At 47.5% G+C, this 12,760-nt stretch carries 10 protein-coding genes; 3 read left to right on the forward strand and 7 right to left on the reverse strand.

Translation table 11 applies throughout. From position 1 onward, the window contains the following. Window positions 1–32 precede the first annotated feature (32 nt). From ACMXI2_RS24540 to ACMXI2_RS24565, 6 genes are all read right to left on the reverse strand, one after another. Window positions 33–869 carry an amidohydrolase family protein gene (locus tag ACMXI2_RS24540; protein ID WP_483778619.1) on the reverse strand — a complete coding sequence of 279 codons (837 nt, stop codon included), beginning with the start codon at window positions 867–869 and terminating at the stop codon, window positions 33–35. 37 nt (window positions 870–906) lie between these two features. Continuing rightward, window positions 907–1,632, reverse strand: a complete 726-nt coding sequence (gene pgl, locus ACMXI2_RS24545) for a 6-phosphogluconolactonase (protein ID WP_111577944.1) — start codon at window positions 1,630–1,632, stop codon at window positions 907–909. 45 nt (window positions 1,633–1,677) lie between these two features. Beyond that, on the reverse strand, window positions 1,678–3,183 hold the full coding sequence (zwf, locus tag ACMXI2_RS24550; protein ID WP_483778620.1) for a glucose-6-phosphate dehydrogenase: 1,506 nt from the start codon (window positions 3,181–3,183) through the stop codon (window positions 1,678–1,680). A 24-nt stretch (window positions 3,184–3,207) separates the two neighbouring features. Continuing rightward, window positions 3,208–4,626 (reverse strand): NADP-dependent phosphogluconate dehydrogenase, encoded by a 1,419-nt coding sequence (gndA, locus tag ACMXI2_RS24555; RefSeq protein WP_483778621.1) that lies wholly within the window; start codon window positions 4,624–4,626, stop codon window positions 3,208–3,210. 147 nt (window positions 4,627–4,773) lie between these two features. Beyond that, on the reverse strand, window positions 4,774–7,353 hold the full coding sequence (locus ACMXI2_RS24560; RefSeq protein WP_483778622.1) for a phosphoenolpyruvate carboxylase: 2,580 nt from the start codon (window positions 7,351–7,353) through the stop codon (window positions 4,774–4,776). A 356-nt stretch (window positions 7,354–7,709) separates the two neighbouring features. Further along, entirely contained in the window at window positions 7,710–8,552 is an 843-nt protein-coding gene (locus ACMXI2_RS24565; protein WP_483778623.1) for an energy transducer TonB, read from the reverse strand. A gap of 386 nt (window positions 8,553–8,938) precedes the next feature. Here ACMXI2_RS24565 and ACMXI2_RS24570 point away from each other — a divergent pair, with 386 nt between their 5' ends. Together ACMXI2_RS24570 and ACMXI2_RS24575 are read left to right on the forward strand one after the other, a co-directional pair. Beyond that, window positions 8,939–9,208 carry a hypothetical protein gene (locus ACMXI2_RS24570; RefSeq protein ID WP_483778624.1) on the forward strand — a complete coding sequence of 90 codons (270 nt, stop codon included), beginning with the start codon at window positions 8,939–8,941 and terminating at the stop codon, window positions 9,206–9,208. 262 nt (window positions 9,209–9,470) lie between these two features. Further along, window positions 9,471–10,301 carry a YitT family protein gene (locus ACMXI2_RS24575; protein ID WP_079470903.1) on the forward strand — a complete coding sequence of 277 codons (831 nt, stop codon included), beginning with the start codon at window positions 9,471–9,473 and terminating at the stop codon, window positions 10,299–10,301. A gap of 44 nt (window positions 10,302–10,345) precedes the next feature. Here the strand turns inward: ACMXI2_RS24575 and ACMXI2_RS24580 are convergent, their stop codons facing one another. Beyond that, window positions 10,346–11,401 carry a glycoside hydrolase 5 family protein gene (locus tag ACMXI2_RS24580; protein WP_483778625.1) on the reverse strand — a complete coding sequence of 352 codons (1,056 nt, stop codon included), beginning with the start codon at window positions 11,399–11,401 and terminating at the stop codon, window positions 10,346–10,348. A 187-nt stretch (window positions 11,402–11,588) separates the two neighbouring features. Between ACMXI2_RS24580 and ACMXI2_RS24585 the strand changes: the two genes are divergently transcribed. Then, window positions 11,589–12,710, forward strand: coding sequence for an acyltransferase family protein (locus tag ACMXI2_RS24585; protein ID WP_483778626.1), 1,122 nt, complete (start codon window positions 11,589–11,591; stop codon window positions 12,708–12,710). Window positions 12,711–12,760: the final 50 nt, after the last annotated feature.

Raw genomic sequence — 12,760 nt, forward strand, 5'->3', positions numbered from 1 at the left:
TTTTATCTCCTGCGGGATAAAAGCCGACATTCTTAACCACGTGGCTGGTACAACGCCAATGCGTTTTCCCTGCATATTTTAGCGGCAATATCTGCCGGGAAATTCTGGAGGATCAGTTGCAGATCGGAAGCGGCAAACGGCCGCGGCGCCCGGGTAGAGGGCAAATCAGTACCAAATAATAAAGCGCCTGCATTGATAGCCGTAATCTGGCGCATAGCGGTTAGTACATCAAAATCACAACGACTGAAACCAGTTGCTTTTACCCTCGCTCCTTTCTCCACCAATGGCAATAAATATTTGAACCCGGCTTTTGATAAACCCAGGTGATCAATTACTACGGCGGGCAATTTATGCAGGGTGGTAGACAGTCCGGGAAGCTGCCGGGAATCCACATACAACTCCACATGCCATTTCACCAGTTCGTATACACGTAACGCCAGCCGTTCGAGATGTTTTACACTTTCGGAACCGCCGCGCTGCACATTAAATCTCACGGCGCGTACACCTGCTTCATGCAGGGCTATAATTTCTTCGTCGCTGGTACCGGCTGGTATCTGCGTTACACCAACATAACCAAGCCCCAGCTGCTTCAACGCTTCCAGCAGGTATCCCTGATCAAACCCCTGGAAAGAGCCGGAAACCACTGCGCCGCCAGCGATATTCAACGGCGCTACCTGTTGCTGGTAGTCAGCTACTGAAAATTCCGATGGCAAAAAGCCTTCGTTTGGCTGCAAAGGAAACCGGTGATCAATGATATGCAGGTGTGCGTCGAATATGGGCTTATCAAACATAATCTCATCGTTGTTACCATCACAAGCTACAGAAAATAGCTGAAAGCAGAAAGCAGAAGGGCTGAGTGGATCTCTCAATCCGCCCAGCCCTTTACAGCAATTGCTTTATGTTTTGTTAAATTTCCATTGCGCCGGCAGCTGCTTCGTCTACAAACCAATGCAGTTCGCCTTCTTCCGGCCTGATCAGCTGGGAAGGATATTTCTCAGCATCAAAAGTGCCTTCGATCACACTTTTCAGCGTAATGGCTTTGTTGGCGCCAGTGGTGAGGAACAACACACAGGCAGCTTTATTGACTACCGGCGCCGTTAAAGTAATGCGGTACATATTCTGTGCTTCCAGGAAAAATGATTTCACCCAGGCTTTCTTTTCGTGTACAATGGGTAATCCGGGGAACAGTGAGAGGGTATGCCCGTCGTCTCCCATACCCAGTAACACGAGGTCAAACGTGGTATCATCTTTTCCGAAATACGATTTCAGGATTTTTTCATATTCGGCGGCCGATTCTTCCGGGCCGATATCGGTACGCATTACATGGATATTTTCAGGATTTACACTTACTTTATCCAGTAATGATTCAAATGCCATGCGGGCGTTATTACGCTCATCTTCAAATGGCACATCTCTTTCATCTCCCCAGAAAAAATGTATTTTCTCCCAGGGTATCACCATGTTGTAAGGAGCTTTCGCCAACAGGCTGTATAGCTGCTTTGGCGTATTACCACCGGACAGTACAAACGTAAACCGTTCCTGTGTTTGTAATACTTCCAGTATGTAGTTACTGATCCATGCAGCTACATTTTCACTCAGCTGGGCAGGATCTTTTGCTATATGTAGTTCCATAAGACAAAAAAGTTACGGACCATTTTCACAAATGGTCCGTAATTATTATTTAGTAGGTAAATTAATCCAGGTATGACCGTCGCGGGCAACGAGTGCATCCGCATCATCGGGGCCCCATGAATCGGGTGCATAGTTCGGGAAGTCCTGCGGACTGCGGTTTTCCCATGTTTCCAGGATAGGCATGATCACTTTCCAGGCAGCATCTACCTGGTCGCCACGCATAAACAGGGTAGCATCTCCTTCCATTACATCCAGCAGTAAAGTTTCATATGCTTCCGGTGCATGCTCGCCATTGGCGGCATCGTAGTTAAAGGTCATGTCTACCGGGTCCAGCGTCATGGTTTGTCCGGGACGTTTCGCCTGGAAGCGGATCCGTATATCCATTTCCGGTTGAATGCTGATGGTGAGCCTGTTAGGGCGCCATGTTTGCGCAGCTTCTATCGGGAAGGAATAAGGAGGTGCTTCCTTAAAGGTGATGATGATATTGGTGGCTTTCTGGTGCAGGTATTTACCGGTCCGTACGTAGATCGGAACGCCTTGCCAGCGCCAGTTGTCGATATAAAATTTAACGGCTGCGTAAGTGTCAACATTGGATTTGGTATCCACACCTTTTTCCTCGCGGTAGCCGGCTACTTTATTTCCTTTCATCCATCCGGCAGAATACTGTCCGCGTACGGCATGCTCATGCACCTTATCCGGTGTAATACGGCGGATAGCGTTGAGCACATCCACTTTCTTATTACGTACTTCATTGGCATCAAAAGATACCGGCGCTTCCATTGCCAGGATACACATAATCTGCAGGATATGGTTCTGCACCATATCGCGCAGTGCGCCCGCCCTTTCGTAATAACCGCCACGACCTTCCAGTCCCACGCTTTCAGCAGCAGTGATCTGGATGTTATCGATGTAGTTGCGATTCCACACCGGTTCAAACAATGCGTTTGCGAAGCGGAAAGCCAGGATATTCTGAATGGTTTCTTTACCGAGGTAGTGATCAATACGGTAAATCTGCTCTTCTGTAAATTTCTTCGCCAGCAGTTCATTCAGTTCATGCGCGCTTTGCAGGTCATGACCAAATGGTTTTTCCACTACAATGCGGGTGCAATGCTTATCGGAGCAAAGGTTCAGTTCACCCAAACGGGTAGCTATATTTGGTACCAGTTGCGGCGCAACGGCCAGGTAAAAGATAACGGTAGGATGTACGCCCCACTCTTCTTCCTTCTGCGTTACAAAATCGGTGATCTTGCTGTAAGATGCAGGATCTTCTGCATCCATCTGCAGATAAGTAACATGATCACTGAAATCTTTCCAGTGACCATTCTGCTCTCCCTTCCGGCGGGAAAACTTACTGATTCCTTCCAGCAGGTGTTTATTATAGTCTTCGTTGCTGTATGGACTGCGGCCTAAACCTGCAATGGCAAATTTCTCCGGCATCCATTCATCTAAAAAGAGATTATATAACGCAGGCGTTAGTTTCCGGTAGTTTAAATCGCCACTGCCTCCGAATATGAACAGGATGGATGCAGGCGGGCGTTTATGGATCTGCATATGTTTAATTAAAGATGAACATTTTTAGTGCTGCTGCCACTCCGTGTGGAAAGTGCCTGGCATATCAATGCGCTGATAGGTGTGTGCGCCAAAATAATCGCGCTGCGCCTGAATCAGGTTGGTAGCCATGCGACCGGTACGGAACGCATCGAAATAAGATAAAGCAGACATGAATCCGCCCACAGGGATACCTGCGGAGGCGGCTTGCGCAATTACGCTGCGGGTGTTGCTTTCAACTGATTGTACGAGGTAGGCTACGCCTTCATCCAGCAGGATGTTGGCCAGATCAGCATTTTTCTGGTAAGCCTGTGTAAATATTTCCAGCAGGGAAGAACGGATGATACAACCACCTCTCCATACTTTCACCACTTCCGGTAACGGGATTTCCATTTTCAGGTCGGTGGAGGCTTCTCTCAGCATAGCCAATCCCTGTGCATAGCTCAGGATGGTGGCAAAGTAGAGGGCATCGTGTACCTGTTTGATCCACATTTCCGCATCGGCATGAATGGTATTTTCCGGTGCTTTATAGATCGCTTCTGCTTCCAGGCGCTGCTCTTTGTAACCGGAGAGGGTACGCATAGCTACCGCGGTATCGATCACCGGAACGGCTACCGGCAATTCCATTGCGTCCTGTGATGTCCATTTGCCGGTTCCTTTGGAACCTGCTTTATCGGAGATCACATCTACCAGGCGTTTGTCTGATTTATCGTCGTTCTGGAGGAAGATATCTGCGGTAATTTCTACCAGGAACGATTGTAAAGCGCCCTGGTTCCAGCTTTTGAATACTTCGTGCAATTGATCATTGCTGAGTCCGGCGCCCTTTTGCAACAGGGTATAGCTTTCACTGATCAGTTGCATAATGGCGTATTCAATACCGTTATGTACCATTTTTACATAATGGCCGGCGCCTTCTTTACCCAGGTAAGCTACACAAGGCGTACCTTTTACTTTGGCGGAAATCGCTTCCAGCATGGGTTGTACCTTTGCATAGGCATCCAGGTCGCCACCAGGCATAATACTCGGACCGCTACGCGCACCCTGCTCACCACCCGAAACGCCGATACCCATAAAATGGATACCTTTTTCACGGAGTTGTTTCACACGGCGTAAAGTGTCCGTATAGTGGGAGTTACCACCATCTATTACTACGTCGCCCTGCTCCAGCAGCGGCAACAGGGAAGCTATCACGTCATCTACCGGCTGACCGGCGGGTACCAGCATCATTAATTTGCGGGGACGTTCCAGCAACTGTACCATAGCGGCCAGCTCTGCAACACCTTTAACGGTAGTACCGGGGGTAGCGGCTGCTTCCAGTGCGCTGTTCTTGGCAGCGTCTTTATCAAAGCCGATAACGGAAAAGCCATGATCTGCCATGTTCAGCAACAGGTTTCTGCCCATTACGCCGAGGCCGATCATTCCAAAGTCATATAAGCTGTTTGCCATATATAGAGAAGTTACTTAAGGAGGTGTAAAAGTAGGGAAGAATTACGAATTACAAATTACGAATTACGGAGTTATATGGAGATAGCAGCTGATGTTGTTCACCATCACTATTTCCACATAACTCCGCAGCCGGATAATGAATAATTTTTATGCCGAGTTTCTGCCGGCATTGATAATACCAAAAGAGCAACGCATGATGAGCTTTTCGTAGGTTTCCCTGCCATGCCCGTTGTCGGGATGTGAATCCAGCTCCCGGATACGCGTAAGCGCATACTGCTGGGTAGTAAGCAATGGCAGCACAATTCTTTCCCTCATTTGGATAGACAGCAGGTCAATCGGGCTGCCGGCCATCAGTTCCGGCTCATTGGTCAGCTTCAGCAGGTATTTCTTAGCCAGCTCAAATTCATTATAGATCATCTGCCATACTTCGCCGTATTGCGGATGTTTTGCCAGGTAAGCGGTGAGCGGGAAGTAGCTCTTCTTCATCGCCATTACACAGTTATCGAGCAATGTCCTGAAAAACAGGGAGTGCACATATAACGCCTGTACTTCTTCCCATTTACCTTGTTTTTCCAGCTGTTCCAGCGCACTGCCCACGCCATAATAGCCCGGTACATTCTGTTTCAGCTGGCTCCACGCACCTACATAAGGCACTGCTCTCAGATCATTAAGATTGAGTTTGGCAGAGGCATTACGTTTGCTGGGGCGACTGCCGATATTAGCCTCCGCATAGTAACGCAGCGGGCTGGCATGATCGAGGTAAGCCAGGAAATGAGGATGTGTTTTTAATTTATTGTAAGATTTATACCCTTCATCAGCAAGTGATTGCAGCAGATCCTCTTCCGATTTGCTCAGTGTTACTTCACGGGAAGAAAACAGTTCATTGCTGATGCCCGCGTGTATCAGCTGTTCCATATTGAACTGTGCTGCATCCACGGTACCAAAGTTGGAGCTGATGGTTTGCCCCTGTATGGTTTGCTGTATTTCTTTATTGGCAATGTTCCTGCCCATAGAAGCATAAAACTGGTGCGTTTTCCCGCCGCCACGGGCCGGAGGACCTCCCCTGCCGTCAAAGAACACCACGTTGATACCGTATTCTTTGGAGATAGTAGTGAGTTTTTCTTTTGCTTTATAGATGCTCCAGTTGGCCATGAGATACCCACCGTCTTTGGTGCCATCAGAGAAGCCGAGCATAATGGTTTGTTTGCACTGCCGGCGACGCAGATGCTCGCGGTAATCGGCGTTTTCGTACAGCTCTTTCATCACCTGTCCTGCATGACGCAGGTCATCGATGGTTTCAAACAGCGGCACAATATCTACCGTCATCTCTTCCTTTTTCCAGCCGCTCAGCAGGAACAACCCGTATACTTCCATTACGTTGAGTACACTGGTACTATGACTGATAATATAACGGTTGCAGCCTTCTTCCCCATTGGCAACCTGTATTTCCTTAATGGCCGTAATGGTTTGAAGGGTATCCTGGTGCAACGGGTTTTCCAGTGCTGTTGGATCTGCAGCTTCTTTTATATTCAGTAATGCACTGATTTTTTCTTTATCTCCCAGGGAAGTATAATTATCGGGCAGCGCGGTTGTTTTAGCAGCTACCGCTTCCAGTACGGCTTCATGAACAGAGCTGTCCTGGCGGATATCCAGGGAAGCAAAGAACAATCCGAATATTTCCACTTTGCTGATCAGGTTATCCACCAGGTGTACAAACAGCCCGTTCAGATCGGCGATAATAGTATTTCGTATATCCGACAATGTGTCCAGTATTTCCTGGCGGCTGATATCCGCTTTATGCCCGGGAATAAAGAGGTTGCGGGATAATTTTGATTCCAGTGCAGCCACTACATTATCCACACCTTTAAAAGTAAGGCGGCGGCGCAGGTTCCGTACTTCACGGAAGTAGCATTTCATAACAGACGCGCGCAGGGCGGCGGCGACTTCCACAGTGGTGGGCGCTTTCACAAACGGGTTCCCGTCACGGTCGCCACCTGGCCAGAAGCCCATACGGATCACGGAGTTCTCGCTGCTGATGGCGCCCGGAAACTGCGCCCGGATAGACGACAGGATGCGGCCGGCCGACTGGTAAAATATATTTTCAAGGAACCACACCAGGCTGATGGCTTCATCATACGGGGTAGGTTTTTCTTTTTTGAAGAAGGGTGTTTTCCCCAGCTGTTGCAGGTACATATTTACCTGGCTGGTATTTTCGTCGATAAGGGCTTTAGACAGATCGTTGATAATACCCAGTACCTCACTGGGGTAAAATTGTGTAGGATGCGCTGTCAACACCAGTCTCACGGAAAAATCCTTCAGTTTATCCTTTAGTTTATCCTGGGCTTGTTCCTGGATCACTTCAGACTGCAGGTGGCGCAAAGTGCCGGTGCCCTGCAGGTCGCGGATATTCCGGAACGCCGCATCTTCCAGTGCGTCAAACAGCACTACCTGTCTTTCAGCGTATTGCACAAAGCGGAACAACAGTTCTGTTCGTTGCTTTTCGTCCGTATAGGTGGTATACTGGGAAAAAAAGGAGTCCATAATTTCCTGGGGGCTGTTGCCTTTGGCATATCCTTCTTCACAGTGAAGCAGGAACAGGGACAGGAAGATCCCTGTCTTTTCCACCCGGTGGAAAGGCAAAGAGGTGAAGAGGCTATTATACAGCTGAAACTTGGTCCCAACAAGGTTTTTGAACTGTTGCAGCGAATTATTTACCGGCGCTTCCATACTAATTATCCGTTTATAGTGCTAAAGTAGAAGACTAAGCGGCTGTTAAATTAATAATTATTATGTTAATTTCTTAGATTTTTGATTTTTGTTTTACAGACAGTGATAATGTTTGAATATTATCTAATAAGAAGCAAAGGTATTAAAAAGCAATCCCGGCCGCTATATGCGGGCCGGGACTGGTATCAGGAATCAGAATGCGCAGGTTAAAATGGATGTAAGCCGGATAAACAGGAATTAAGAATTAAGGAGATAATAATATAGGAGATCACTCCGTCAAATGATGACAGAACTTTTCCGGGTTATTAATGAAAGAGTTTAATTGAAATGTAAGGAACGTGAAACCACCGGGTTACTTAGTTACCGCTTAATCTGAAGTTGACCGGCAGGTTAAAATACACCGCCACATATTGTCCATTCTGTCTGCCGGGTTTCCACTTTGGCATTTTGCTGATCACGCGGATCGCTTCTTCTTCAAGCCCACCGCCTTTCGCCGCGCCGGTTGTTTTTACCTGTGAAATTGTACCATCACGGTTTACTACAAACTGGATATATACAATTCCCTGTATTTCATTTTCCTGGGCGAGGTGCGGATACCGGATATTATTCCCCAGGTATTTCGCTAATGCACGTTCACCACCAGGGAATTCGGGCATGATTTCCACAAAATTAAGTGGACCGGCGGCATCAGCAGCTTTGTTTTCTACTGTTATTACGCCGGAACTACTATTGCCACTCGCGTTCAGATCAATGTCCATACCTCCTTCTACTCCTTCGGTGGTAGTAAAGCCCACTACGTTGTTCTTCATATCCGCATTCTTCGGAGGCATTTCATCGGGCGGAACATCCGTATCTACAATCACCGGTGTGGTTGCCCTGATAGAAGCGGCCATTGGCGGCGGGGCCGAGGTTACTGGTGGAGGAGGAATAGTAACGGGAGGTTCCGGTGGCATCTCCAATACCTGTAATTCAATTTTTTTCTCTGCCAATACAGGCCGGTGTACATTTTCTGCGGCCATCAATGTGTTGTTTAATACATAGCCGCCTATCATTACCAGCATAATAGAAGCGGTGCCCATTACTGCGTTGCGAACACGCCGGTCGTAGCGACTGCGTAATTCATAGGCCCCATAATCTTTGTTCCTTCCATAGAAGAGAATGTCGAGGAAATCATTCCCCGGGATTTTAGCTGAGTCCATAGTAATATGTTTTTTAATTAGATGAGATAGTAAAATATTTTCCATAAGGTTTTTGAAAATATATTTTCTGGGAGATGGATAACGGGGCGGGGTATATGATACCGGGGTAATGGAACAGGCTATATATATAATGGAGATAGTATTAAAATAGAAGTCCCGACACGTGTCGGGACTTGCTGGCACTGGGGACCTTACCTGAAAACAGGTGGTTCCTTCATTTTAATCAGGATTTCCGAAAAAAGTATAGGCGTATACGTTAACTCGTATGTTGCCCGACCGCTTCCGGATAATATCGTGTATACGTATACGTTATATTATCTTACACAGCTGTTATCACCGGCCTGCCAGGTAAGGGCATCAAGGCTGAACAGTTGATAATTGTTTTCATGTTAAATAAAACGAGAGAGATCAGTTTAGGATTTCAGTTTGATAAATGCCAGGAGGATGCGGGGAGGTACATTGCTGATAAATTTACCACCAATAAATTTGCAGCACACCTTTCCCGCAAGCCAGACCAGGCATTCTATTTACAGCTTACAGAACGCAGGATTTTCTTTTCAACAGCGGCTGCAATAACAGCCCGCCATTTGAATGTAACGGGGACAGGTGATATTTACCACGATATTTTGCGTGTGGTAACGCATTCCACTAGTTAGCGTGCGCCTTTTCATAGTGTATTTTTATTTACACATTTTCAATAATGATGGCAGCAACACCTTGCTGGTGGTCAAAGGATGCCGGAAGCGTTTGCCTGATGCTTCCCTGTGGTGGTAGATTTTATTAGTCTACTGATTTGGTAGACAAATATACATCGAGTTTCATTAATTCCAAATAATTGCGCAATTTTTTTGTGACTTTTTGTTTTATCCCGGAGGGGTGAGTCAAAATCCGCGTACCACAAAAGCGTATTTTTGCGGCATGAAAGAGCATGTGAAAAACATATTACTCATTATAGCAGGCGCCTTCATCTTTGCAGCAGGCATCAACTACCTGGCTATTCCCAACAAATTATCTGAGGGAGGCGTAATCGGTATTACCATTGTAACCTACTACTACTGGGGATGGTCGCCTGGCGTGACCAACTTCATCATCAATGCGATCCTGATTGTAACGGGCTACCGGCTCCTGGACAAAAGAAGTATGGTATATACCATCCTCGGCATCCTGTTTTGCTCCCTGTTCCTGTATCTCACAGAAAACAAACTCGCCCCGGTTACCACCAATCCTTTGCTGGCAGCTATTTTTGCAGGGCTGCTGGTAGGTATTGGTATTGGCCTGGTATTCCTGTCCGGCGGCACCACCGGCGGATCGGCCATTGTGGCCCGGCTATTTAACAAGTATTTCGGCTGGACACTGGGCAACGCCATGCTTATTTTCGACATTGTTGTGATCATGGCTTCTTCCTTTATTATAGGCATAGAAAAAACCATGTACACTTTTATTGCCGTATACATTGGCGCCAGAACGGTGGATTATATCGTAGATGGTCTTAACACCAAACGCGCCATCACCATTATTTCCGCACGCACGGAAGCCATTGCGGCAAAGATCACCGGCGAAATGAAACGCGGCGCCACCGTATTGCACGGGCATGGCGCCTATACCGGCGCTCCCAAAGAAGTATTGTATGTAGTGATCGGCAAACAGGAGCTGATGCGACTTAAATCACTGGTGCAGGAAACCGACCCCGAGGCCTTTGTGGTAATACACGAAGTACATGAAGTACTGGGAAGAGGATTTTCAAAATAGCATGAGCTGCCGGCTTCCTGTACCAGGAAAGCCGGCAACCATCATTATTTACCGGTTAACCCGCGGATCACTTTCACTTCTTCTTCACTATAAGGCGTTCCATCCGGCCGGAAAATATCATGAAACCAGGTAGGAGGCTCGCTGCCATCCGGCATTGGCGTACTCCAGGCATATTTGGTATTGGTTTTACCCGCTACCAGCCCCCAGTTAATGGCGCCAATATTTTCCTTTTTCAGCAACGGCATAATATTATCAAAACGGCTGCTGCGCGTACGGGCCATATACTCTGTACAAATAAGCGGCCTTCCCAACGGACGCAGGGTATCAATATCCCGCTGATGCTCTTCCGGCGGGGAATAGTTATGATAGGTAATTACATCGGAATGTGTTTCCTGGAATCTGGAAAGCTCTTTCAGCTTCCAGTCCCATATCCCGGCCGACAAAGGCTGCGAAGGGTTTACCTCCCGGCCCCAGGCAAATACTTTTTCCAGCAGGGGCAAACTTTTGTTGCCATGACCGGAGTTACCGGGTTCATTATACAAGTCCCATAACAGGATTCGCTTGTCTTTGGCGAAAGAAGTCATGATATCTTTCACATATCTCTCCAATGTATCTACAAGCGCAGGACGCTCATGGATAGCCAATCCCGGGTCCTGCACCCAGCCGGAATTGTGGATGCCCGGTCTTGGCGCCCGCTGGGGACCGGCCTGGTAAGTACTGTCCCAGCAATCATCAAAAAATACGAACAACGTGGAGATATGATGCCTGTCCGCAATATCCAGGTAGGTGCTGATCCTTTGCTTAAACCCCGCAGAGTCAACCACCCAGGGCACATGATGCAGGTACACCCGCATGGTGTTCAGCCCGATCCCTTCTGCATAACCCAGTTCCCGGTTAATAGTAGCCGTATCAAAAGTAGCGGCCTGCCACATTTCCAGCTGGTTGATAGCGGTGCTGGGAATGAAATCGCTTCCCCTGATCCAGTCTTTACCTGCATACCAGGCATTGGCCCTTTCCTTTGACCACAGCCCTTTTCCGGGCTGCTTACAGCTCATCTGAACAAGCACGGCCACGCACAACGCAATAAATCTGTAATTCATAACGTAACTTTTTTAGTGGAGTCACCAAAATAGTGATTATACGTGTCTCAGGTTAGCTGATATGTCTCAATTTGTTTTTCCGGGAAGAATTCATATTTGGATTTTGACATTTAGATGTATATATTGTAGGCAGCTCAACGCTCTTTTCTATCCTTACCATCTTATCAACCAATACAATTAAAGGGAAATGACACAAAGCTCTCAACGCTTTTTACCGCTGGACGTATTCCGCGGACTGACTGTTTGTTTCATGATCATAGTGAACACAGGCGGCACTGGTGGAACTTATTGGCCACTTGACCATGCTGCCTGGCATGGCTGGACACCCACCGATATGGTATTTCCCTCTTTTCTTTTTGCTGTAGGCAATGCCATGAGCTTCAGCATGAGGAAATACGAACAACTGGGAAATTCAGCGGTGCTGGGAAAAATTTTCAAACGCACCCTGATCATTTTCCTGCTCGGGTACCTGATGTACTGGTTCCCGTTTGTAGAACATACCGATACCGGATTCGAATTCAAACCATTTGATCATACCCGTATACTGGGCGTGCTGCAACGTATTGCATTGTGTTACTGTATTGCCTCTCTCCTGATCCACTACTGCTCTAAAAAAGTGGTATGGGCCATCAGCGCCCTGTTCCTCCTGGGTTACTGGGGCGTTATGTGGTATTTCGGTACTCCCGGCGAACAGTATAGCATGGGTGGCAATGCCGGCATCCTGCTCGATAAACTTATTTTAGGTGATAACCACATGTATCATGGCGAAGGCATTGCCTTTGATCCGGAAGGTATCCTCAGCACCATTCCTGCTGTGGTAAACGTGGTGGCAGGTTATTACACCGGCCTGTTTGTTCAGCAACAGGGCAGAACAAAACCCGGCTTACTCCGTATGGTTGGCGCCGGCGTATTGTTCCTGCTGCTGGCATATGCATGGAACACGGTATTCCCGATCAATAAAAAATTGTGGACCAGCTCCTATGTATTGCTCACCATCGGGATAGACCTGCTGCTGCTATCACTCCTGATTTTTGTGATAGATATCCTCGGCGTTACCAAAGGCGCCGGCTTCTTTACGGTGTTCGGTAAAAACCCGTTGTTCCTCTACCTGCTGTCGGAAGTAATGGCTATCCTGTTCTTTTTCTTTATGGTCAATGGCGTGTCGCTTTATAAATGGATCAACGACACCATCTTCCAGCCATTGTCGCCGGGCAAATTTGGGTCGCTGCTGTTTTCACTGGCCTTCATGCTCACCTGCTGGCTGGTAGGATTTATTCTCGACAGGAAAAAGATCTACGTCCGTGTATAACGTTATCTTACTAAATATAAAAGCAAAGGGATGGCTCAATGGCCATCCCT

It is taken from the genome of Chitinophaga sp. G7 BAM 1005 (assembly GCF_057126945.1).

Bases quoted from the DNA above. Each gene is read 5' to 3' on its own strand.
- ACMXI2_RS24580 (WP_483778625.1), bottom strand. From the start codon at position 11,401: ATGAATTACAGATTTATTGCGTTGTGCGTGGCCGTGCTTGTTCAGATG.
- ACMXI2_RS24585 (WP_483778626.1), top strand. From the start codon at position 11,589: ATGACACAAAGCTCTCAACGCTTTTTACCGCTGGACGTATTCCGCGGA.
- ACMXI2_RS24575 (WP_079470903.1), top strand. From the start codon at position 9,471: ATGAAAGAGCATGTGAAAAACATATTACTCATTATAGCAGGCGCCTTC.
- pgl (WP_111577944.1), bottom strand. From the start codon at position 1,632: ATGGAACTACATATAGCAAAAGATCCTGCCCAGCTGAGTGAAAATGTA.
- ACMXI2_RS24565 (WP_483778623.1), bottom strand. From the start codon at position 8,552: ATGGACTCAGCTAAAATCCCGGGGAATGATTTCCTCGACATTCTCTTC.
- gndA (WP_483778621.1), bottom strand. From the start codon at position 4,626: ATGGCAAACAGCTTATATGACTTTGGAATGATCGGCCTCGGCGTAATG.
- zwf (WP_483778620.1), bottom strand. From the start codon at position 3,183: ATGCAGATCCATAAACGCCCGCCTGCATCCATCCTGTTCATATTCGGA.
- ACMXI2_RS24560 (WP_483778622.1), bottom strand. From the start codon at position 7,353: ATGGAAGCGCCGGTAAATAATTCGCTGCAACAGTTCAAAAACCTTGTT.
- ACMXI2_RS24570 (WP_483778624.1), top strand. From the start codon at position 8,939: ATGTTAAATAAAACGAGAGAGATCAGTTTAGGATTTCAGTTTGATAAA.